Raw genomic sequence first — 22,406 nt, forward strand, 5'->3', positions numbered from 1 at the left:
CGTAGTTGTGGGGCTGGCCGGCGCGATCGAGTCCGGATACAGGAAGTCGGGCGTGCCGGACAACACGGTCATCGGCGCCAGCCCACGCTGCGCGTGACGTGGCCGACAAAGCGCCAGTGGGCACGGACTACGATTTATGAAAACCGCCAAGTGCCTGAACAATTTATCGCAGTCATGCTTACATCACCGTGTGCGCGCAAATCCCTGAGATATGTTTCGAGGATTCTTGCGGTTCGGCTTGGAGGAGACAGGCCGACGCGGGAATCGACGCCTGACCAGAAACAGGCGTTGTCTTACTTCAGATGCATAACAAATCTTAGGAGGCATTACATGAAGTTGATCAATGCAACACTGCTTGCGGCGGCCGCTCTGGCCGTCCAGCAGCCGGCAATGGCTTATTCATGGGGGAACGTCGGCATCGGCGGCGGCGGGTTCGTGTCGGCCGTCATCCCCAGCAAGACGGAAGCGAATGTCGTGTACGCGCGCACGGACGTCGGCGGCGCGTACCGGTGGGACAATGCCAGCGGCCGCTGGGTGTCGCTGCTGGACTGGGTGGCGGAAGACCAGGTCGGCTTCCTCGGCGTCGAAGCGCTCGCGGTCGACCCGAAGAACGCGGCCAATGTCTACATGACCGTCGGGATCAATTATTTCAACAACGGCAAGACCGCGGTGCTGCGCTCGTCCGATTACGGCAGGACGTTTACTGTCGCCGACGTGACGAGCCAGTTCAAGGCGCACGGCAACGGCATGGGCCGCCAAAACGGCGAGCGGCTCGTTGTCGACCCGGGCTCGAGCAATGTGCTGTATGCCGGCACGCGCCAGAGCGGGCTGTTCAAGAGCACGAACTATGGCGCGAGCTGGGCCAGGGTGACGGCACTGAACGTGACGACGACGCCCAACGACAACGGCATCAGCCTCGTCCTCGCCGATCCGTCCAGCGTGTCGGGCGGCGTGGCGCAGCGGCTGCTGGTCGGCGTCTCGCGCTACGGCTCGGCGGGGGCGAACCTGTACCGCAGCGATAACGGGGGCGCGTCGTTCAGTGCCATCTCCGGCAGCCCGTCCGGCCTGATGCCGCAGCGCGCCGCGTTCGACGGCGCCGGCAACGTGTACATCACGTATGCCAACGGCGCGGGACCGAACGGCAACAGCTCGGGCTCGGAGCCCATGAACAGCGGCCAGATCTGGCGCTACACGATCTCGAACGGCGCGTGGACCAACGTGACCCCGTCCGGCGTCAACGCGGCGTTCAGCGGCATCAGCGTGGACCCCTCCAATTCGCAGCGCCTGGTCGCGTCGACCATCAACCAGTACATGCAGCAGGGCGACAGCTGGGGCGACCATGTGTACATCTCGACCAACGGCGGCGCCAGCTGGACCGACGTGATCAACCGTGGCTTCGTCCGCGACAATGGCGGCGTGCCCTGGATCAACGGCAAGGCGATCCACTGGGCCGGCGTGGCCGTGTTCGATCCGTTCAACAACAAGGCCGTGTGGGTGACCTCGGGCAACGGTATCTTTAAAACGGCGAATATCGACGCCGTGCCGACCACGTGGACGTTCACCGTCAAGGGTCTGGAAGAAACGGTGCCGCTGAACATCAACAGCATCCCGGGCGGCCCCGTGCTGTCCGCCATCGGCGACTACGACGGCTTCCTGCACTACAACATCGACGCGTACACGAACCCGCAGTTCTCGCCGAACATGGGGACGACCACCGGCCTGGCCGTCGCCGACGCCAACACGAACCTCGCGGTGCGGGTCGGGAACAAGATGTACACGTCGGCCAATGGTGGCGTGAACTGGAACCAGACGAATATGAACGGTTCCTACGGCCAGGTGGCGCTGTCGGCCAGCGGCACGGTCCTGCTGCATAACCCGTCCAATTCGTCGACCATGTATCGTTCCACCAACATGGGCGGGACCTGGTCGACGGTGGGCGGCCTCAGCGTCAACAATGCGCGCCCGGTCGCGGATCCGGCCAATGCGAGCAAGTTCTACGTGTACAACCCGGCCGACGGCAGCTTCATGATCAGCACGGACAGCGGCGCGTCGTTCTGGAAGTTCAGCACGCTGGCCACCTGGGGCAGCGACGTGATCCGTGCCGCGCCGGGTCGCGAAGGCGATATCTGGGTCCCGCTGAACTGGGGCGGCCTGGCACGGACCACGAGCTCGGGCTGGCAATTCAGCAACATCGCGAACGTCACGTATTGCGGCGCGGTCGGCTTCGGCAAGGCTGCGGCGGGTGCGTCGTATCCGACCGTGTTCATCTGGGGCACCATCGGCGGCGTGACCGGCGTGTACCGGTCGACCGACGCGGGGCAGAGCTGGACCCGCATCAACGACAATGCGCACCAGTACGGCGGGCCGGGCAACGGCCATTTCGTCGTCGGTGACATGAACACGTTCGGCGTGGTCTACATGAGCACGGCGGGACGGGGTATCGTCGTCGGTAAACCATAAGTACTCTCACTCGTCGTCCCCGCGAAAGCGGGGACCCATACTGAGTCGAATTGGACGCTCAACATGGATTCCCGCTTTCGCGGGAATGACGGAGGGGGAGGCGTTGCGTCCGGAATACGTTCCTGGGTGGCACAGATTATTTCCTCGGGGAACTGTGCTACTCTGGCCGGACGCACCTATTTCCCGTACCCGCAGCCGTGCAACCCTCCCATGACCACCTTCGACCGGTTGCCGGCCTCGACCTGAAAGACGCGCTGCTCGTCGGCGCGCTCGTCACCGTCTGCTCCATCTTCGGCATCTACACGGCGCCGCCGGGCGTGCTGGCCGCGTTCTGGCCGACGAACGCCGTCCTCGTCGGTCTGCTGCTGCGGCGCGCGCATCCGCCCACGGCCGCGCATTGGCTGGCCGCCGTCGCCGGCTACATCGTCGCCGACATCCATATGGGGCACGGCTGGCCCAAGACCCTGATGCTCACGACGACCAACCTGATGGGCGTATCCGTCTGTTACGGGTTGCTGAAGCGGATGAGCGACGACATGCGCGGCCTGCGCCATCCGCGCTCGATGCTGCGCTTCGTGCTGGTGGCGCTGTGCGGCGCGGCGGCGGCCGGGATAGGCGGCACCGTCATCCATCCCGCGCTGTTCGGCGGCACGCGCGCCTACGGCTTCCTGTTCTGGTTTTCGACGGAACTCGTGAACTACATCGCGATCCTGCCCGTGCTGCTGACGATGCCGGACCTGGCGCGCCGGCTCGCGGGGCGTACGCGCCGCAGCGATGCGGCCGGCTGGCGGATCGGCCACCTCGCGCCGCTGGCCGCCTTCGCCGGTAGCCTGTGGCTGGAGACGCAGCTGGGCGGACCGGGCGTGATCTCGTTCCCGATTCCCGCCATGCTGTGGTGCGCGCTGACGTACAGCCTGTTCGCCACGGCCGGCATCACCTTGCTGTTCTCGATGTGGACCCTGCTCGCGATCGCCAGCGGCATGCTCGCGATCGGCGCCGCGGTGGATACCCCGCAAGCGATCATGTCGCTGCGCGTCGGCGTAACGTTGACCGCGTTGGCCCCGCTGGCCGTCGCGAGCGTGATGGTGGCCCGCAATGAGCTGCTGGCGCGGCTGCAGCACGCGGCCTCGCACGATCCGCTGACGCAGGTGCTCAACCGCGGCGGCTTCATGGCGCGCGCGGACAGCGTGCGGGCGACCGTCGTGCTGATGATGGATATCGATTATTTCAAGAAGGTCAACGATACCCACGGCCACGCGGCCGGTGACGAGGTGCTGATCCATTTCGCGCGGGTGGCCGCAGGGTGCCTGCGCGCCGGCGACGTGCTCGGCCGCCTCGGCGGGGAAGAATTCGCCGTGCTGCTGCCCGACTGCGCGCCGGAGGATGCGCGCGCGATCGCACAGCGCATCTGCGACGCGTTCGCGGCGCAGCCGGTGGTGCTGGAGGGCGGCGTGCGCCTGCACGCCACCGTCAGCATCGGCCTGGGCTGCCGGGACGCCCCGGACACGCCCATCGGCACGTTGCTGTCGCAGGCCGACGCGGCGCTGTACAGCGCCAAGCACGCCGGCCGCAACCGCGTCGTCCTCGCTTAGACGCCCACCATCGAGATGGCCTTCGTGTTGAGGTAGGCTTCCAGCGCTTCCGGACCGCCTTCGGAACCGTAGCCGGAATCCTTGACGCCGCCGAACGGCAGCTCGGCGCTCGGCGTGGCCGGCTGGTTAATCCACAACATGCCCACTTCCACGCGGTTCATCAGCAGGTGCGCGTTCTTGATGGAGCGCGTGAACGCGTAACCGGCCAGGCCGTACGGCAGGCGGTTCGCTTCCGCGATGGCGTCCTCGAGGCTGTCGAAGCCGCGGATGCCGGCGACGGGGCCGAACGGCTCGTCGTTGAAGATCGACGCTTCCAGCGGCACGTCCGCGAGGATGGTCGGCGCGAAGAAGTTGCCGGCGTCGCCCACGCGCTTGCCGCCCGTCGCGACGATCGCGCCTTTTGCCTGCGCATCCTCGACCATCTTCGCCATCGCCGTCACGCGGCGCGCGTTGGCGAGGGGGCCCAAGGTCGTGCCTTCGGCCAGGCCGTCGCCCAGTTTCAGGCCTTCTGCGTGCGCGACGAACGCGCGCGTAAACTCGTCCTTGATCGCGTTGTGCACGAGGAAGCGGGTCGGCGAGATGCACACCTGGCCCGCGTTGCGGAACTTGGCGGCGCCGGCGGCCTTGACGGCCAGCGTCACGTCCGCGTCCTCGGCGACGATCACCGGCGCGTGGCCGCCCAGTTCCATCGTCACGCGCTTCATGTGCGCGCCGGCCAGGGCGGCGAGCTGCTTGCCGACCGGCGTGGAACCCGTGAACGTGACCTTGCGGATGACCGGGTGCGGGATCAGGTAGCCCGAGATCTCGGCCGGATCGCCGAACACGAGGCCCACGACGCCGGCCGGCACGCCCGCGTCGACGAAGCACTGGAACAGCGCGGCGGGCGAGGCCGGGGTCTCTTCCGGTGCCTTGCACAGGAACGAGCAGCCGGTGGCCAGCGCGGCGGCCAGCTTGCGCACGACCTGGTTGATCGGGAAGTTCCACGGCGTGAACGCGGCGACGGGGCCGACCGGTTCCTTCAGCACGAGTTGCTGCGCCTGCGGGTTACGGGCCGGCACGATGCGGCCGTACACGCGCATGCCTTCGGCCGCGAACCAGTCGATGATCTCGGCGCCGGCCAGGGCTTCCATCTTCGCTTCGGCCAGCGGCTTGCCCTGTTCCTGGGTCAGCAGGCGGGCGATGTCGCCGGCGCGTTCGCGCAGCAGGTTGGCGGCGCGGCGCATCGTGGCGGCGCGCTCGGCGGCGGGCACGAAGCGCCATTTCTCGAAGCCCTGCTGGGCGGCGGCGAGGGCGCGGTCCAGGTCGGCGATGGCCGCGTGCGCGACGGTGCCGATCGCCTGGCCCGTGGCCGGGTTCACGACCGGAATCGTCTTGCCGCCGGTGGCGTCGACCCATTCGTTGGCGATGAGGAGGCGGGTGTCGGGATAGCTGGAGGTGGTCATGGGTGCGTCGGTCCTCTATGGGTTATCGGATGCAGAGAACGCAATGATCGCACCGCTGCGGATTGTTTGCTTAACACCGTGTGAAATCGGTATGAGTGTTTGCGCATAACACAAATGTTAGAAAACATTGGTAGCGTATGTACGGCCAGTTCAACACCGAGTGGGACACGGCGCTGCCGATGCACACCGGGATCGGCCTGCGCTACGAAAAGACGACGGTCGAATCGGACGCCGTCGTCAGCGTGCCGGTCAAGGTCAACTGGGTGGCGCAGAACGAATTGCCGATCGTGTTCGCGCCGGGCGCGAAGGAAACGCAGCGCGGCGAATACCATAACTGGCTGCCGACGTTCGACTGGGACATCGACCTGCGTTCGAACCTGAAGGTGCGCGAGCTACGGCGTGACGATCGGCCGGCCGCGCTGGGACCAGATCCAGGGCGGCGCGTCGTACGGTACGGTCGCGTATTCGACCGGCACCAACGTCACCCGCGGCAATCTGGGCCTGCCGTACAATGTCTCGACGATCGTCAACCAGAACAAGTCGTCGCTGAAGGGGGCGGAGGTCAACTGGCAGCACATGTTCGACAATGGCTTCGGCTTCCGGGCGAACTACACGTACGTAAAGTCCGACCTCACGTACAACAACGCGGGCGTGGGGCCGCAGTTCGCGCTGATCGGCCTGTCGAACTCCGCCAACCTGGTCGGCATCTACGAAGACAACAAGCTGTCCGTCCGCCTCGCGTACAACTGGCGCGGGCAGTTCCTGTCGACCGTGGCGGAAAACAACCGCGCCAACCCGGGCTACGTGGAGCCGTACGGGCAGGTCGACCTGTCGGTCGGCTACAACGTGAACGAGAACCTGAGCCTGTCGCTGGAGGCGATCAACCTGACCGATGAGCATCAGCGCCAGCACGGCCGCACCGACATGCAGGTGCTGTCGGTCACGACGGGCGGTCCGCGCTACATGCTGGGGGCCCGCTACAAGTTCTGACGACGCATCCGGCCACCGTCACGGTGTCCACACGACCCGCACGGCGAGCGCGCGCTCGTACTCGCTGCGCGTGGCCGGTGCTCCGAATTCCGCGTGGCGCGGGTCGAAAACGTTCTGGGCGATGACGGACAGTTCCACGCCCGGCCGGATGCGCCAGCCCCAGCGCGCATCGACGGCCGTGTACGCGGGCACGCCGGGGCGCGGCAGCGCGCCCACGTGGCGCAGCGTGACGTCGACTTCCTGGCCGGTACCGATGTCGTACGAGGAGCGCAGCTGCCAGTAATGCGTCGGGTCGCTCGTGAACAGGCCCGTCGTCCCCGACAGGTCGCGGCTGCCCGGCTGCAGGGTCGTGCCGATGCGCTGCACGACGCCGCCGCCGGACAAACGCCACGCATCGGCCACCTGCCAAGTGGCCCACGCCTCGATGCCGCGCGTGAGGCCGTCGGCCAGGTTCTCGAACACGGAACCGGGGCCGGACGGATTCGGCTCCAGCGTGCGCAGCCTGTCGTAGCGGCTGAAGAACAGGGTCGTCGAATACGACAGGGACGCGGTGGGCCGGGCGCGGTAGCCCAGTTCGAACACCTTCGCCGTTTCGGAATCGAATCCGGGGCCGCCCGCCACGGCGTATTGCGGCACACCGTTTACGACGCGCGGGTGGATTGGGCTGTACAAATCGCGGTCGATGCGCGACGGGGCCCGCACGGCGCGCGACAGCGACGTCCACACGAGGCTTGCCGGACGCGGGTTCCACGCGAGGCGCAGCGTCGGCAGCACTTCGACGCCCGTGTAATTGTTGTCCTCGACCTTCAGGCCGGCCGTCAGGCGCAGGTCGTCGCGCAGCGCGATCTCGTCCTGCGCGAACACATTGGCCCAGCGCAGGTTCAGCGTCCCGGGCAGGAAGCCGAACGCGGGGCCGTTCTCGACGCGGTCGTGGCCCAGGCGGTAGCCGCCGCCCCACACGACATGGTGGTTGCCGTTCAGGCGCACGGCGTGCTGCAGTTGCAGGTCGAACGTGTCGAGGCGTTCGTGGAAGGCGTTCGGCTGGTCGCGCTCCGTGTGGTCCCAGTACAGCTGGACGGTGGCCGACGAGCCGTCCGCGAACGTGCGCGCCACGCGCCCCAGCAGGTTCGCGCCGGCGACCTTGATGTTCGGCGTGCCGGCTTGCCGCAACTGCGCGTCGTAGACGTCGCCCTGGACCGTGAGTCCCTGCGTCGTGCTGCCCCAGTCCGTGCGGAACCCCGCCTGGTCGCGGTGCCAGCCCGTCTGCGAGGTGGCGCCCGCCGCCGTGTGCGTGTCGTCGTTCTCCGCGTGCTTCGCGTAGGCGCGGTAGTGACCGTCGCCCCCCAGCCGGCCGCCGTAGCGCACGGCGCCGTCGCGCGCATCCTTGCCCAGGGTCGTCGTCAGCAGCGCGCCCTGCGAGGCGGCGGACGACTTCGTGATGATGTTGATGACGCCGTTGACGGCATTTGCGCCCCACAAGGTCGCGCCGGGGCCGCTGATCACCTCGATGCGCTCGACGTCGTCCAGCACCACGTCCTGCACGTCCCAGAACACGCCGGAAAACAGCGGAGAGTACACGGTGCGGCCGTCGACCAGCACGAGCAGCTTGTTTTCGAACGGGCTGGAAAAGCCCCGCGCGGTCACCGCGTAATTACGTGCATCCACGCGCGCCACCTGCAGGTTGGGCGCGAGCCGCAGCGCTTCCGGCAGCGAGGCGGCGCCCGCGCGGCGGATGTCGTTGCCCGTGATGACGAAGATGGAGGCCGCGGCGTCGGACAGCGATTCCGACCGTTTCGACACGGACGTGACCTGGATGTTGGCCAGTTCTTCGAGGCTCAGTTCCGCGATCTCCTCGTTCTGCGCGGGGACGACGGCCATGGCGGCGGGCGCGGCGAGGAGGGCGGCGACGCAGACGGCCGCGCTGGGGAACACTGTGGAACTGGACATGGTGACAGGACACATTTAGTCGATTTCGCAAGATTGTATTGCAGAAAACGATTTGTGAACGATACCATCCTGCGGTGCGCCGGTTCCACACTTTTTATATCGGCGCTAAGTGATTTCATAATTGCGGAGACGGGACGCAATTCGGACAATCCGGGAAAAGCCAACGGAGACACTGTGAACAAATTCATCCCAGCGCACGGCCGCCGCCGTCGCGCCCTGGCCGGCCTGTTGCTGGCCGCCGCCGCATGCGCACTGCCGGGCCTGGCGCCCGCCCAGACCCCGGCCGCCGACGGCGACGCGGCCGCACGCATCGCCTGGTGGCGCCAGGCCCGCTTCGGCATGTTCATCCACTGGGGCCTGTACGCCATTCCCGGCCGCGGCGAGTGGGCGCAGTTCATGGAACAGACCCCGGTGAAGGACTACGCGAAACTGGCCGACCAGTTCAAGCCGCGCCAGTTCGACCCCGACGGATGGGCACAACTGGCGAAGTCGGCGGGCATGAAATACATGGTGTTCACGTCGCGCCACCACGACGGCTTTGCCATGTTCGACGACGGCGACAATCCATTCTCGAGCACGAAGACGGCCGCGCGGCGCGATTTCGTCGCCGACTACGTGAAGGCCGCGCGCAAGGCCGGCATGGGCGTGGGGCTGTATTACTCGCCGCTGGACTGGCGCTATCCGGGTTACTTCTTCCCCGACCTGTACCGGGACAGCGCGGAAGACATGCGCGCCCAGTACCACCGCCAGATGGAAAAACTGCTGTCCAACTACGGCAAGCTCGACGTGCTGTGGTTCGACGGCGGCGAGACCGACTGGCTGAGCTTCGGCGGGGACTGGTCCGCCGCGCAGTGGACGAAGCGGGCGCCCGGCAAGCATTACGGGGGCGGTTTCGACTGGCAGCACGACAAGGTGCACACGATGCTGCGCCGCCTGCAGCCGAACATCCTCGTCAACGGCCGCGCCGACATGAAAGAGGATTTCCATTCGCGCGAAGGCGACGGCGCGCTGGGCGACTTCGACAACCAGCATCCGTGGGAACTGTGCACGACCATCGCGGGCGCCTGGGGCTACCAGCCCAACATGCAGCCGAAACCGCTGAAGCACTACATCCAGCTGCTGGCGAACGTGGCGGGCCGCGACGGCAACCTGCTGCTCAACGTGGGGCCCGATCCCGACGGCCGCATCGACCCGGCGCAGGCCGAGCGGCTGCGCGAGATCGGCGCATGGCTCGGCAAGCATGGCGACAGCATCTACGACACCCGCGGCGGCCCGTTCCTGCCGGGGAGCTGGGGCGCATCGACGCACCGCGGCAACACGGTCTACCTGCACGTGCTGAACTGGACGGGCGACAAGCTCACGCTGCCCGCGATTCCCGCGCGCGTGGTGCGCGCGTCCGTGCAGGGCGGCGGCGCGGCGAAGGTCGAGCAATCCGCGCGCGGCATCGAGATCGCCGTGCCGGCCGCCGCGCGCAACGACATGGACACCGTGGTGGCGCTGCAACTGGATTCGCCGGCCGCGGCGCTCACGCCCGTGCGCTGAAAAATCATTCGCCGCTCCGGGGGATTTCATCATTGCGCGCATGCGCCGGGCGTCGTCACAATGACGCCTTCGTGCATGACGATGACACCCAACCTGGAGCAACGATGCGTTCGCAGACGGCGACCCTTAACCGGACGGCCCTGATCCGCCTGGCGGCACGCGCCGCGATGGCGCTTGCCATTTTGACCGGCGTGGTTCATTCCGCAACCGCGGCCGCCGCCGCCGAACAACCGGCCGCGCGCCAGCGGCAGAATTTCAACGCCGGCTGGCGCTTCCACCTCGGCGACATCGGCGGCGCCGAGAAGGTCGACTTCGACGACCGCGACTGGCAGGCAGTGGGCCTGCCGCACAGCTTCAGCACCCCCTATTTCCAGGCACCCGAGGTGTACGTCGGCTACGGCTGGTACCGCAAGGACCTCGTGCTGCCGGCCGTTCCCGCGGGACGCCGCTGGACGCTCGAATTCGAAGCCGCGTTCCAGACCGCTGACGTGTATGCCAACGGCCGCAGGATCGCGCGCCACCGCGGCGGCTATACCGGTTTCCCCGTCGACCTCACGGCCGCGCTGCATCCGGGACGCAACGTGATCGCCGTCCGCGTCGACAACATCTGGGACCCGACGCTCGCGCCGCGCGCCGGCGAACATATCTTCACCGGCGGCATCTACCGCGACGTCTGGCTCGTCACGACGGACGACGTGCACGTCCCCTGGACCGGCACGGCCGTCACGACGCCGGGCCTGTCGGGCCGCAGCGGCGCCGTGCGCGTGGCGACGGAAGTGCGCAACGACGGCCGCAAACCGGTCAAGGTCAGGGTGCGCACCCGTATCGCCGACGGCCGCGGCGCCACCGTCGCCGTGCTGCCCGACGCGGCGGTCCAGGTGCCGCCGGGACGCACGCTGGACGTCGCGCAGGAATCCGCGCGGCTCGCCGGCCTGAAGCTGTGGAGCCCCGAGACCCCGACCTTGTACCGGGCCGTCACCACGCTCGACGTGGCGGGACGCCAGCGCGACCGCTTCGAGACGGAATTCGGCTTCCGCACCATCAAATGGACCGCCGACCAGGGCTTTTTTCTCAACGGCGAGCACCGCTATTTCCGCGGCGCGAACGTGCACCAGGACCAGGCCGGATGGGGCGACGCCGTGACGAATGCCGCCATGGACCGCGACGTTCAGCTGATGAAGGACGCCGGCTTCGACTTCATCCGCGGCTCGCACTATCCCCACGACCCGCACTTCGCCGAGGCGACGGACCGCCTCGGCCTGATGTTCTTGCCGGAGGCGCCGTTCTGGGGCACGGCCGGGATGAAGAGCCCGTGGAGCCGGTCCGCCTATCCGCCCGAGCCCGAATACCGGGCCGCGTTCGAGGAGAGCGTGAAGCAGCAGTTGGCGGAACTCATCCGCATCAACCGCAACCACCCGTCGATCGTCGCGTGGGGCATGGACAACGAAGTCTTCTTCACCGACAAGGAGACCCTGCCGCACGTGCGCAAGCTGCTGGCGGACGAGGTGGCGCTGTCGCACCAGCTCGATCCGAGCCGGCCCGCGGCCGTCGACGGCGTGCAGCGGGGCGAGATGGACCGCATCGGCGACATCGCCGGCTACAACGGCGACGGTGCCGTGCTGTTCCCGAATCCCGGCATCCCCAACTTCGTCGCGGAATACGGCTCGACCATCTCGGACCGGCCGGGCGAGTACGACCCGGGCTGGGGCGACATCGAACGCACGCCGGGCGCGAAAGCAGGGGAGCCGGCCACGTGGCGTTTCCCGTGGCGTGCCGGGGAGGCCGTGTGGGCCGGGTTCGACCACGGCTCCATCGCGGGCAAGTTCGGTTCGATGGGCCTCGTCGATTATGCCCGGCTGCCGAAGCGCAGCTGGTACTGGTACCGCAACGCGTACCGCGGCATCGCGCCTCCCGCGTGGCCGCAGCCGGGCAAGCCGGCGGCGCTGCGCGTGACCGCGAGCAGTCCCGTCATCCGCCATGCGGACGGCACGGACGACGTGCAGCTCGTCGTGACCGTCGTCGACGCCAACGGCAAGGCGCTGTCCGACAGCCCGCCGGTCCATCTGGCGCTGGAAGCGGGGCCGGGCGAACTGCCGACGGGACGCAGCATCGCCTTCACCCCGACCGGCGACATCCCGATCCGCGACGGCCAGGCGGCCATTGCCATGCGCAGCTGGCAGCGCGGCACGACGCGCATCCGCGCGACGTCGCTTGGCCTCGCCGACGGCGTACTGACGGTGGAAACGGTGGATGGGCCGCGCTTCGTGGAAGGCAGCACGCCGCTGGCGGCCGACCGGCCTTACGTGCCGCGCAAGATGGAAGTGGGGCCGGAACAGGCGTTCGGACTGAAGAACCCGACGCAGGCAAGTTCGAGCGCGGCCGGCCAGCTGCCGTCGCTGGCGAACGACGGTGACGCCACGACGTGGTGGGCGCCGGCGGAAGACGATGCGGCACCGTCGATCGCCATCGACCCGGAGCGCATCGTGAACTACCGCCGGCTGGCCGTGCGGTTCGCGCCGGGCCGGCGCTGCGACGTGACCGCGGAAGCGCAGGACGCCGGCGGCGTGTGGCAGGTGCTGGCCGATGTGCCGGCAACGGCCGACACGTTCGACGTGCCGGTGCGCGCCGTCACGGGACGGCGCTTGCGGCTGCGCCTGACGGCCCCGCCGGGCAGGACCTGCGCGATCGCCGACATCGGCATCACGGGGACGCCGGCGACCTTCTGGTGATCAGCGCACGTTCTGCTTCTTGATCAGTTGATCGAGCATGGCGTGTTCTTCTTCCGTCAGGTCGGTCAGCGGCGCGCGCACCGGACCGCCGTCGTGGCCGACGAGGCGTGCGCCCGCCTTCACGATCGACACGGCGTAGCCGGCCTTGCGGTTGCGGATCGCCAGGTACGGCAGGAAGAATTCGTCCAGCAGGCGGTTGGTCGTCGCGTGGTCGTCCTTCGCGACGGCGTGATAGAAGTCCATCGCCAGTTGCGGCATGAAGTTGAAGACGGCCGACGAGTACACCGGCACGCCCAGCGCTTTATAGGCCGCGGCGTAGACTTCCGCGGTCGGCAGGCCGCCCAGGTAGCTGAAGCGGTCGCCCATGCGGCGCCAGATGGACACCATCAGTTCGATGTCGCCGATGCCGTCCTTGAAGCCGATCAGGTTGGGGCAGCGGTCGGCCAGCTGTTCCAGCGATTCCGGCGTGAGGCGGCATTGCGCGCGGTTGTATACGACGACGCCGATGTTCACCGACTTGCAGACTTCTTCCACGTGCGCGACGAGGCCATCCTGGCTCGCTTCCGTCAGGTAGTGCGGCAGCAGCAGCACGCCTTTCGCGCCGAGGCGCTCGGCTTCCTGCGCGAACGCGATCGCGCTGCGGGTCGGGCCGCCGGCACCGGCCAGGATGGGCACCTTGCCTGCGCACGTGTCGACGGCCGTCTTGATCACCTGCGAGTACTCGTCATGCGTCAGCGAGAAGAATTCACCGGTGCCGCCGGCCGCGAACAGGGCGGTGGCGCCGTACGGGGCCAGCCATTCCAGGCGTTCGATGTAGGTGCTTTTGCGGAAGTTGCCTTCGGCGTCGAAGTCGGTGATGGGGAAGGACAGCAGGCCGGACGACATCACTTGCTTGAGTTCTTGCGGATTCATTTGCGCTCCAGGGCGGTGGTTAACTTGTCAGACATCGTACAACTAAGACCGAGGCATCGCAAGAATAATTTGCGATGGTGTCGTTTGGAAGTTCAGCCGACCGTGCGCGTCGTCGCCCGTTCGACCAGCTGGAAGCCCACGTCGACGACATTGCCCGCCAGCGGCCGTCCTTCGATCTTCGCGATCAGGGCCCGGGCCGCCTGCACGCCGATGGCGCGCTTGTCGACGTGGACGGACGAGATCGGGGGATGCGTGTACGCGGCGAAGTCGAAGTCGCCGAAGCCCATGATGCCCAGCGTGTCCGGCACGGCGATGCCTTGCGCCTGTGCTTCGATGAGGGCACCCTGGGCCAGCACGTCCGAGCTGCACACGACGACGTCGGGCGCGTGACCTTCCGCCAGGATCGCGCGCAGGCCTTCGCGGCCCAGGTTCATCACGGTCGGCGGCGTTGCCATGTGCGTGGCGATGGGCGCCATGCCGTGCTGCTGCAGTTCCGCCTCCAGCGCCAGGCGGCGCCGGTTCGCGCGCTCGTCGCGCGCGCAGATCGACGCGAACCGCTTATAGCCTTTGCCTAACAGGTATTGCGCGACCTTTTCGCCGACCCGTTCCTGCGAAAAGCCGATGGCGATGTCGATGGGGGAGGGCGTCAGGTCCCACGCCTCCACGACGGGCACGCCGGTCGCGAGCAGCTTCTTGCGCACGCCCGGATGGTGGTTGATGCCGGTGAGGACGATGCCGTCGGGCTGGCGCGACAGGATCGCCGTCAGCAGGTCTTCTTCCTTCTGGCGCGAATAGTTCGACACCGACAGCAGCAACTGGTAGCCGTGCGCCGACAACTCGTCGTTCAGGCCCTGCACCGTCTCCGCGAACATCGAGTTCGACAACTGCGGGACGATGGCGGCGATGAGCTGGCTGCGCTTCGTCGTCAGGCTGCCGGCCAGCATGTTCGGGATATAGCCCATCGCGGCCGCCGCTTCCTTGACACGCGCGATCGTGTCCGGCTTGACGAGTTTGGGGTTGTGCAGGGCGCGCGATACCGTGATCGGCGAGAGGCCCGCGAGCCGCGCGACATCCTTGAGCGTGATGCTTTTCGGGCGGTCTCCGTTCGTGGGGAGCGTGTCGTCTGCGGGATCCATCATGTTGTTGTGTTCTTTATCACTTGTACGACATCTGATCACAAAACGCTTGCGTTCGAAGATGATTGCGGTATCATACCAAACACCTCGGCCGACCTACCGGCCATATTTTTAAGACAATAATGATTGCGGTGTCATTTTTGTGCAAAGTGCATGGTTCCTCTGCTTTGCGATTAAATGATTGCGCAATCATGGAGACGCTGATGACTATTCCCCGCACCATCCGCATGCACGAGAACGACAATGTCGCCATCGTCGTCAACGCCGGCGGCCTGCCGGAAGGCACCGTTTTCCCGGATGGCCTGACATTGAGAACCCGCGTGCCTGAAGGGCACAAGGTGGCGCTCGTCGACATCGCCCAGGGTGAACGCATCGTCCGCTACGACGTGACGATCGGCTATGCGCTGCAGCCCATCGCCCGCGGCACGTGGATCGAGGAGTCGCTCGTCGGCATGCCGGCCGCGCGTGGGTTGGACGACTTGCCCAGGCCCGTCCGAGACCGCGCACCGTTGCCGCCGCTGGAAGGTCATACGTTCGAAGGTTTCCGCAATCCGGACGGCTCGGTCGGCACGCGCAACATCCTCGCCATCAGCGAGACGGTGCAGTGCGTGTCGGGCGTGGTCGCGTTCGCCGTCGAGCGTATCAAGAAAGAGCTGCTGCCGAACTACCCGTACGTGGACGACGTCGTCGCCATCGAGCACACGTACGGCTGCGGCGTCGCCATCGACGCGCCCGGCGCCGAGATCCCGATCCGGACGCTGCGCAATATCGCGAAGAACCCGAACTTCGGCGGCCGCGTGATGCTCGTGAGCCTGGGTTGCGAAAAGCTGCAGCCGGCGCGCATGTTCCCGGCCGGCTCGATCCCGATCCAGACCCCGAATCAAGGGCTGGATACCGTCTGTTTGCAGGACGCGGCCCACGTGGGCTTCGGCGACATGATCGCCTCCATCATGCGCACTGCCGAGAAGCACCTGGCGGCGCTGAACGAGCGCCGGCGCGAGACGGTGCCGGCGTCGGAACTGGTTGTCGGCGTGCAGTGCGGCGGCAGCGACGCGTTTTCCGGCGTGACCGCCAACCCGGCCGTCGGTTTCGCGAGCGACCTGCTCGTGCGGGCCGGCGCCGCCGTCATGTTTTCCGAAACGACGGAAGTCCGCGACGGCATCGACCAGCTGACGTCGCGCGCGGCCGACGACGACGTCGCCCAGGCGATGATCCGCGAAATGGCGTGGTACGACGAATACCTGAAGCGGGGCGGCGTGGACCGCAGCGCGAACACGACGCCGGGCAACAAGAAGGGCGGCCTCGCCAACATCACCGAAAAGGCGATGGGTTCCATCATCAAGTCCGGCACCGCGCCGATCGCGGGCGTGCTGTCGCCGGGCGACAAGCTGCAACAGAAAGGTCTCATCTACGCCGCCACGCCGGCCAGCGATTTCATCTGCGGCACCCTGCAGCTGGCCGCCGGCATGAACATGCACGTGTTCACGACGGGCCGCGGCACGCCGTACGGCCTGGCCGCCGTGCCCGTCGTGAAGGTCGCGACGCGCGACGATCTCGCGCGCCGCTGGCACGACCTCATGGACATCAACGCCGGCCGCATCGCAACCGGCGAAGCGACGATCGCCGACGTGGGCTGGGAACTGTTCCACTTCCTGCTCGACGTGGCGAGCGGCCGCAAGAAGACGTGGGCCGAGCACTGGAAGCTCCATAACGCGCTCACGCTCTTCAATCCGGCGCCCGTGACCTGACCGCACGCGCGACCGCACAAGACACATAACAGCAAGGAGACATCTTGAAGAAAGCAGCATGCATCGCCCTCGGCCTGGCCGCGGGCGCGGGCGCACACGCCCAAACAAATGTGACGATCTACGGGATCGCGGACGCAGCGCTCGTCAGTGAAAGCGGCAGCGCCGCCGGTCACCAGACGAAAATCACGAGCGGCGCAGCCTCCGCGTCGCGCATCGGCTTCCGCGGCACCGAGGACCTGGGCAACGGCATGTCCGCGTTCTTCACGCTCGAGACGGGCGCGAAGATCGACACGGGCGAACTCGATGCCACGAACACGATCTTCAACCGCCAGGCGTTCGTGGGCATCAGGACGAAGGCGGGCGCGGTCGCCTTCGGCCGCCAGTACACGCCTTACCACCTGACCTTGACGTCCGTCGCCGACCCGTTCGGCACGGGCTACGCGGGCACGGCGAAAAACCTCTTCCCGGACAACGGCACCAACGTCCGCACCAGCAACACCATCACGTACACGTCGCCCAAGGTGAACGGCGTGCACGCGGAACTCGCGTACAGCGCCGGTGAGCAGAACGAATTGTCGGCGGGACGCCAGTTCGGCGGTGCGCTGGATTATGCGCAGGGCGCGCTGCGCGTGCGCCTTGCGTACAACAGCAAGAACACGGACGTGGCGGCGACGGGCGTGAACCACGACCTGGGCCGCAACGTGCTGCTCGGCGCGAACTACGACCTCAAATGGATCAAGCTGTACGGCGCGTTCGGCGTCGACAAGGGCTTCAACAGCGCCACGCTGGGCAATGCCAACAATCCGTACGGCGGCGCGAAACCGACGCCGTCGACGGACGGCCGCGAGATCCTGCTGGGCTTCTCGGCGCCCGTCGGGCCGGGCACCCTGATGTTCTCCACGCAGCACAAGGACGACCGCACACACTTCAACCAGGATGCCCACGAGTGGGGCATCGGCTACCTGTACGCGCTGTCCAGGCGCACGGGCCTGTACGCGGCGTACGCACATATCGATAACAAGAACGGCGCCGGCTACACGGTCGCCAACAACACGGAGTCGGGTACGGGCAACACCGGCTTCAACCTGGGCATCCGCCAGACGTTCTGAGTCCGGCGGCCACACCTATACTTGGAGGGACCATGGAGCACACAACGACCGCGGCCATGCCGGCCGCAACAACCAAACTCGCGTCGCGCACGCGCTGGGGCATACTCGCGATCCTGTTCATCGTCACGACGGTCAACTACGCGGACCGGGCCTCGATCTCGATCGCCGGTCCGGAAATCCGCAAGGCCCTGGGCCTGTCGCCCGTCGAGATGGGTTTTATTTTTTCCGCGTTCGCGTGGTCGTACGTGGCGGCGCAGTTGCCCGGCGGCTGGCTGCTCGACCGCTTCGGTTCGAAGATCACCTATTTCTTCAGCATCTTCCTGTGGTCGCTGTTCACGCTGTTGACGGGCGGCGTCGGCTTCCTCACCGGCGCCGCTGCCGTGGGCACACTGTTCGTGCTGCGTTTCCTCGTCGGCGCCGCGGAAGCGCCTTCGTTCCCGGGCAACAGCCGCATCACGTCGGCCTGGTTCCCCACGCACGAACGGGGCCTCGCGTCCGCGCTGTTCAACTCCGCCCAGTATTTCGCGACCGTGCTGTTCGCGCCGATCATGGGCTGGCTCGTGCACGCCTTCGGCTGGGAGAGCGTGTTCATCGTGATGGGCGGCCTCGGGATCGCGCTGGCCTTCGTCTGGTTGAAAGTCATCCACGGGCCGAAGGACCACCCGTCCGTGAGCGCCAGCGAACTGAAATACATCGAGGAGGGCGGCGCGCTCGTCGACCTCGATGGCGCAAAGCGCTCGTCGCAGGCACCGGCGGTCGACACGCTCGCCTGCGTCAAGGAGTTGCTGGGCAACCGCATGCTGCTGGGCGTGTACATCGGTCAGTACTGCATCAACACGCTGACCTACTTCTTCCTCACGTGGTTCCCCGTGTACCTCGTGCAGGAGCGCCACATGACGATCCTGAAGGCGGGCTTCGTCGCGTCGCTGCCCGCCATCGCCGGCTTCCTCGGCGGCGTCGTGGGCGGCACGATCTCCGACCGCCTCGCGAAGGCCGGCTTCTCGCTGTCGATGTCGCGCAAGGTGCCGATCGTGTGCGGCATGCTGCTGTCGATGAGCATGATCGCCTGTAATTACATCGACACCGACGCCGTCGTCGTCGCCGTGATGGCGCTGGCGTTCTTCGGCAAGGGCGTCGGCGCGCTGGGCTGGGCCGTCGTCGCGGACACGTCGCCGAAGGAAGCGGGCGGCCTGTCCGGCGCGCTGTTCAACACCTTCGGCAACATCGCGGGCATCACGACGCCGATCGTCATCGGCTACATCCTGCAGGGCACGGGCTCGTTCGCGGGCGCCCTGGTGTACGTGGGCGCGAATGCGGCCGTCGCGATCTTCAGCTATGTGTTCATCGTGGGCGAGATCAAGCGCGTGAAGCTGGTGAAGTCCCTGCGCTGATCAGGCCAGCGCCAGCGTGCGCGCGTCGTGTGCGCCGGTGCGGAACCGGCCGACGTTGTCCGCCAGGCGCATCGACTGCTCATGCAGCGCCTGCGCGGCGGCGGACGCCTCCTCGACGAGCGCCGCGTTCTGCTGGGTCAGGCCGTCCACGTGCAGGACGGCCTGGTTGATTTCGCGTACGTGGACCGCCTGGTCGTCGCTGGCGGCCACGATCTCCTGCATCCGCGCGGCGAGTTCGGAGACGTTGGCGACGATCTGTTCCATCGTCGCGCCCGCGTGGCGCACCAGGCCCGAGCCGTCGGCGATGGCGGCCACCGATTCCTCGATGAGCACCTTGATCTCGCGCGCGGCGCCGGCCGAGCGCTGGGCCAGCGAACGCACTTCGCCGGCGACGACGGCGAAGCCGCGCCCCTGTTCGCCCGCGCGTGCGGCTTCCACCGCCGCGTTCAGCGCCAGGATATTGGTCTGGAAGGCGATGCCGTCGATGACCTGGATGATGTCGACGATGCGTGCGGCGGCGCCGTCGATGGCCGCCATCTTGTTTACGACCTGACCCATCACGTCGCCGCCCTGAGCGGCGACCGCGGAAGCCGTGCCCGCGACCGCACCCGCCGCCTGCGCCGTGGCTGCGTTGCGGCGCACGGTCGCCGTCAGCGTCTCCATCGACGCGGCGGTCTGCTCGAGCGACGACGCCTGCGACTCGGTGCGCTGCGACAGGTCGGCATTGCCGCTTGCGATTTCCTGCGTCACGGTGGTGATCACGTCCGCCCCGTCGCGCACTTCATGGACGATGCGCTGCAGGCCGAGGCGCATCGCATGCAGCGTGCGCATCATGGCACCCAGTTCGTCGCCGGCGCGCGCATCGAGCGGCATCGTCAGGTCGCCGCGCTCGACGGCCTGGGCGAACGCACACGCGCGCATCACAGGACGCACGATCGTCGCCGTCACGGCCAGCGCCAGCACGACGGCCACGGCCACCGCAAGCGCGGAAATCGCCATGACGATCCACGTCGACTGGCCGCTCACCGCGGCGACGTCGCGGCCCGCCGCGTTCATGTCGGACTGGATCGCCTTGATGGCCTCGTCGAGATCCACGACGATCTTCTTGCGCAGCGGCGTGCACTCGTTGATGAGGAAGGCCGAATATTCTTCCATCGCATGCGCTTCGCGGTACTTGCGCGGGCGGTCGAGTTCCTTTGCCATCTGGCGCAGCCCTGCGCTCGCCTTGTCGAATTCGGGCCGGCCGCCCAGCACCGGCTGCAGTGCGTCGAGCCGCTCCAGGTACCTCGCGCGCTGCCGATCGAGGAGGTCGAGCTCCTGCCGCGCCTGCGCATCGTCGGTCATGATGAACGCGTTGCGCGCCTCGATCCCGGTCTGGGCCAGCGCTTCGCGGATGTCGTACAGCGGCCCCATCTGCTTTTCGCTGATCGCGGTGGCCTGCGCGATCGCGCGCGATGTGGCGTCGAGGCGCACGAGCGCGATGGCCGCGATGGCGAGCATCAGCGCGACGACGATACCGAAGCTGAGGGCGAGGCGGGTGCGGATTTTCAGGTGAGTGAGCATGGCGGCGACGGTCCGGAGTGTTAAACCACATCGATGCTAGCACGCGTTTCTTCCGGGAAACTGATTCTTGGTTGCAAATGTTGCGCTGAGAACACAAAAATCGGTACCTGCAACCGATCCCGGAGCCATCGTTGTAAGGTTACAATATTTGCATCAATTCAATGCGAGACCGTCTCATGCGCATGTTCGCCGTCCTGTCTTTCGTCTGCCTGACCGGCCATGTCCACGCACAGGACATCGTGCCCCGTCCGGCCCAGCTCCAGCGCGGCATCGGCGAGTACGTGCTTGGCCCATCCACCCGCATCGTCGCCAGCGGCAAGGCGCTGCCCGAAGCGGCGACCCTGCGCGACTACCTGCGCCCGGCCACCGGCTTCGACCTGCCGGTGAGCGCACATGACAGCGCCAACGCGATCCGCCTGCGCCTCGACGCGAAGGCGGACCTGGGCAAGGAGGGCTACCGCCTCGTGAGCGACACCCGCGGCGTGACCATCTCGGCGGCGCAGCCGGCGGGCCTGTTCTACGGCATCCAGACGCTGCGCCAGATGCTCCCGGCCGACATCCATCGCCAGGCGGTCGTCAAGCGGACGTGGACGCTGCCGGCCGTCGTCATCGAGGACGCGCCGCGCTTTTCGTGGCGCGGCAGCCACCTGGACGTCGCACGCCACTTCATGCCGAAGGAGTTCGTGCTGAAGCACATCGAGTTGCTGGCCCAGCACAAGATGAACGTCTTCCACTGGCACCTGACGGACGACCAGGGCTGGCGCATCGAGATCAGGCGCTATCCGCGCCTGACGCAGGTGGGGGCGTGGCGGCGCGACAGCATGCTTGCGTATGCGCCGCCGCGCTACGACGGCAAGCCGCACGGCGGTTTTTATACGCAGGACGACATCCGCGAAGTGGTCGCCTACGCGGCCGCGCGCCACGTGACGATCGTGCCCGAAATCGAGATGCCGGGCCATGCGCAGGCCGCCGTCGCCGCGTATCCCGAACTGGGCAACCGGCCGGACCGGACACTCCAGGTGGGCACCGACTGGGGCGTGATCCCGCACGTATTCAACGTGGAAGACGGCACCATCACCTTTCTTCAACATGTGCTGGACGAGGTGATGGACCTGTTCCCGGGCCAGACCATCCACGTGGGCGGCGACGAATGCCCGAAGACGGAATGGGCCCAATCGCCCGCCGCGCTGGCGCGCATGAAGCAGCTGGGTCTCGTGCCGGCGACGGCCACGCTCACGGACATCCAGAACTACCGCGACGCGCAGGGCAAGCCGGCCGAACATCCCGCGCTGCACGGCCTGCAAAGCTGGTTCATCGGACGCATGGATGCGCACCTGACGCAGCACGGCCGCCGCCTGATCGGCTGGGACGAGATTCTGGAAGGCGGCCTCGCGCCGGGTGCGGCCGTGATGAGCTGGCGCGGCGAGGCTGGCGGCATCAAGGCTGCCGGCGCCGGGCACGACGTCGTCATGACGCCCGAACGCGAGACCTATTTCGACTTTTACCAGGCCGACCCGAAGAGCCCGGGCTTCCGCGAACCGATGGGCGTGCGCGACGTGACGACGCTCGCGCGCGTGTACGCGTACGACCCGCTGCCGGCCGCGCTGCCGGCGTCCCAGGCAAGGTACGTGCTGGGCAGCCAGGCGCAGTTGTGGACGGAATACATGGCGACGCCGCGCGACGTCGAATACATGGCCTGGCCGCGCCTCGTGGCGCTGGCCGAAGGCCTGTGGACACCGAAGGAACGTAAGGACTACGCGGGGTTCGAGGCACGGATGCCAGCGGCACTGGGCCGCCTGCAGGTGCAGGACGTGAACTACCGTCCTTTGCAAGGGCCGCGCTGAA

The 22,406-nt window shown here is 67.3% G+C and carries 15 protein-coding genes; 9 read left to right on the forward strand and 6 right to left on the reverse strand.

What is annotated here, in order from left to right; genetic code table 11:
- Nucleotides 1-330 precede the first annotated feature (330 nt).
- Nucleotides 331-2,460 (forward strand): beta propeller repeat protein, encoded by a 2,130-nt coding sequence (locus tag P0M04_RS19855; RefSeq protein ID WP_259447391.1) that lies wholly within the window; start codon nucleotides 331-333, stop codon nucleotides 2,458-2,460.
- A gap of 197 nt (nucleotides 2,461-2,657) precedes the next feature.
- A complete protein-coding gene (locus P0M04_RS19860; RefSeq protein ID WP_259447390.1) occupies nucleotides 2,658-4,052 on the forward strand; it encodes a GGDEF domain-containing protein in 1,395 nt (464 codons plus the stop codon).
- Here P0M04_RS19860 and P0M04_RS19865 read toward each other — a convergent pair.
- Together P0M04_RS19865 and P0M04_RS19870 are read right to left on the reverse strand one after the other, a co-directional pair.
- Nucleotides 4,049-5,494: an NAD-dependent succinate-semialdehyde dehydrogenase gene (locus P0M04_RS19865; RefSeq protein WP_259447389.1), complete on the reverse strand. Its 1,446-nt coding sequence runs from the start codon at nucleotides 5,492-5,494 to the stop codon at nucleotides 4,049-4,051. The two genes, P0M04_RS19860 and P0M04_RS19865, sit on opposite strands and share 4 nt — an antisense overlap.
- A 202-nt stretch (nucleotides 5,495-5,696) precedes the next feature.
- A complete protein-coding gene (locus P0M04_RS19870; protein WP_259447388.1) occupies nucleotides 5,697-5,855 on the reverse strand; it encodes a hypothetical protein in 159 nt (52 codons plus the stop codon).
- Nucleotides 5,856-5,893: 38 nt separating this feature from the next.
- On the opposite strand from P0M04_RS19870, the gene P0M04_RS19875 reads away from it, so the two are divergent.
- Nucleotides 5,894-6,484: a TonB-dependent receptor domain-containing protein gene (locus tag P0M04_RS19875; RefSeq protein ID WP_259447387.1), complete on the forward strand. Its 591-nt coding sequence runs from the start codon at nucleotides 5,894-5,896 to the stop codon at nucleotides 6,482-6,484.
- A gap of 18 nt (nucleotides 6,485-6,502) precedes the next feature.
- On the opposite strand, the gene P0M04_RS19880 is transcribed toward P0M04_RS19875, so the two are convergent.
- Nucleotides 6,503-8,431: a TOL_0244 family TonB-dependent receptor gene (locus P0M04_RS19880; RefSeq protein ID WP_259447386.1), complete on the reverse strand. Its 1,929-nt coding sequence runs from the start codon at nucleotides 8,429-8,431 to the stop codon at nucleotides 6,503-6,505.
- Between the two features lie 174 nt (nucleotides 8,432-8,605).
- Between P0M04_RS19880 and P0M04_RS19885 the strand changes: the two genes are divergently transcribed.
- Nucleotides 8,606-9,973, forward strand: a complete 1,368-nt coding sequence (locus tag P0M04_RS19885; protein WP_259447385.1) for an alpha-L-fucosidase — start codon at nucleotides 8,606-8,608, stop codon at nucleotides 9,971-9,973.
- A 104-nt stretch (nucleotides 9,974-10,077) separates the two neighbouring features.
- A complete protein-coding gene (locus tag P0M04_RS19890; RefSeq protein ID WP_259447384.1) occupies nucleotides 10,078-12,702 on the forward strand; it encodes a glycoside hydrolase family 2 protein in 2,625 nt (874 codons plus the stop codon).
- On the opposite strand, the gene kdgD is transcribed toward P0M04_RS19890, so the two are convergent.
- Together kdgD and P0M04_RS19900 are read right to left on the reverse strand one after the other, a co-directional pair.
- Nucleotides 12,703-13,614 carry a 5-dehydro-4-deoxyglucarate dehydratase gene (gene kdgD, locus P0M04_RS19895; RefSeq protein WP_259447383.1) on the reverse strand — a complete coding sequence of 304 codons (912 nt, stop codon included), beginning with the start codon at nucleotides 13,612-13,614 and terminating at the stop codon, nucleotides 12,703-12,705.
- A 92-nt stretch (nucleotides 13,615-13,706) separates the two neighbouring features.
- Nucleotides 13,707-14,753 carry a LacI family DNA-binding transcriptional regulator gene (locus tag P0M04_RS19900; protein ID WP_259447382.1) on the reverse strand — a complete coding sequence of 349 codons (1,047 nt, stop codon included), beginning with the start codon at nucleotides 14,751-14,753 and terminating at the stop codon, nucleotides 13,707-13,709.
- Nucleotides 14,754-14,953: 200 nt separating this feature from the next.
- Here P0M04_RS19900 and garD point away from each other — a divergent pair, with 200 nt between their 5' ends.
- From garD to P0M04_RS19915, 3 genes are read left to right on the forward strand one after another with little or no spacing between them, the layout of a single operon-like run.
- Nucleotides 14,954-16,498, forward strand: a complete 1,545-nt coding sequence (garD, locus tag P0M04_RS19905; protein ID WP_259447381.1) for a galactarate dehydratase — start codon at nucleotides 14,954-14,956, stop codon at nucleotides 16,496-16,498.
- Between the two features lie 44 nt (nucleotides 16,499-16,542).
- On the forward strand, nucleotides 16,543-17,607 hold the full coding sequence (locus P0M04_RS19910; protein WP_259447380.1) for a porin: 1,065 nt from the start codon (nucleotides 16,543-16,545) through the stop codon (nucleotides 17,605-17,607).
- 32 nt (nucleotides 17,608-17,639) lie between these two features.
- Nucleotides 17,640-18,998, forward strand: coding sequence for an MFS transporter (locus P0M04_RS19915; protein WP_259447379.1), 1,359 nt, complete (start codon nucleotides 17,640-17,642; stop codon nucleotides 18,996-18,998).
- Here P0M04_RS19915 and P0M04_RS19920 read toward each other — a convergent pair whose 3' ends face one another.
- Entirely contained in the window at nucleotides 18,999-20,561 is a 1,563-nt protein-coding gene (locus P0M04_RS19920) for a methyl-accepting chemotaxis protein (protein ID WP_281042049.1), read from the reverse strand. It abuts the gene before it with no gap.
- Between the two features lie 176 nt (nucleotides 20,562-20,737).
- On the opposite strand from P0M04_RS19920, the gene P0M04_RS19925 reads away from it, so the two are divergent.
- The gene (locus tag P0M04_RS19925; protein ID WP_281042050.1) at nucleotides 20,738-22,405 is read left to right on the forward strand and encodes a beta-N-acetylhexosaminidase; all 1,668 of its coding nucleotides are present in this window, start codon (nucleotides 20,738-20,740) and stop codon (nucleotides 22,403-22,405) included.
- Nucleotide 22,406: the final 1 nt, after the last annotated feature.

It is taken from the genome of Telluria mixta (assembly GCF_029223865.1).
Taxonomy (GTDB): Bacteria; Pseudomonadota; Gammaproteobacteria; order Burkholderiales; family Burkholderiaceae_D; genus Telluria; species Telluria mixta.

Excerpts from the sequence above, each read along its gene's own strand:
- P0M04_RS19855 (WP_259447391.1), top strand. The coding sequence starts at position 331 with ATGAAGTTGATCAATGCAACACTGCTTGCGGCGGCCGCTCTGGCCGTC.
- P0M04_RS19900 (WP_259447382.1), bottom strand. The coding sequence starts at position 14,753 with ATGATGGATCCCGCAGACGACACGCTCCCCACGAACGGAGACCGCCCG.
- garD (WP_259447381.1), top strand. The coding sequence starts at position 14,954 with ATGACTATTCCCCGCACCATCCGCATGCACGAGAACGACAATGTCGCC.
- P0M04_RS19915 (WP_259447379.1), top strand. The coding sequence starts at position 17,640 with ATGGAGCACACAACGACCGCGGCCATGCCGGCCGCAACAACCAAACTC.
- P0M04_RS19865 (WP_259447389.1), bottom strand. The coding sequence starts at position 5,494 with ATGACCACCTCCAGCTATCCCGACACCCGCCTCCTCATCGCCAACGAA.
- P0M04_RS19890 (WP_259447384.1), top strand. The coding sequence starts at position 10,078 with ATGCGTTCGCAGACGGCGACCCTTAACCGGACGGCCCTGATCCGCCTG.
- kdgD (WP_259447383.1), bottom strand. The coding sequence starts at position 13,614 with ATGAATCCGCAAGAACTCAAGCAAGTGATGTCGTCCGGCCTGCTGTCC.
- P0M04_RS19870 (WP_259447388.1), bottom strand. The coding sequence starts at position 5,855 with ATGTCCCAGTCGAACGTCGGCAGCCAGTTATGGTATTCGCCGCGCTGC.
- P0M04_RS19925 (WP_281042050.1), top strand. The coding sequence starts at position 20,738 with ATGCGCATGTTCGCCGTCCTGTCTTTCGTCTGCCTGACCGGCCATGTC.
- P0M04_RS19920 (WP_281042049.1), bottom strand. The coding sequence starts at position 20,561 with ATGCTCACTCACCTGAAAATCCGCACCCGCCTCGCCCTCAGCTTCGGT.
- P0M04_RS19880 (WP_259447386.1), bottom strand. The coding sequence starts at position 8,431 with ATGTCCAGTTCCACAGTGTTCCCCAGCGCGGCCGTCTGCGTCGCCGCC.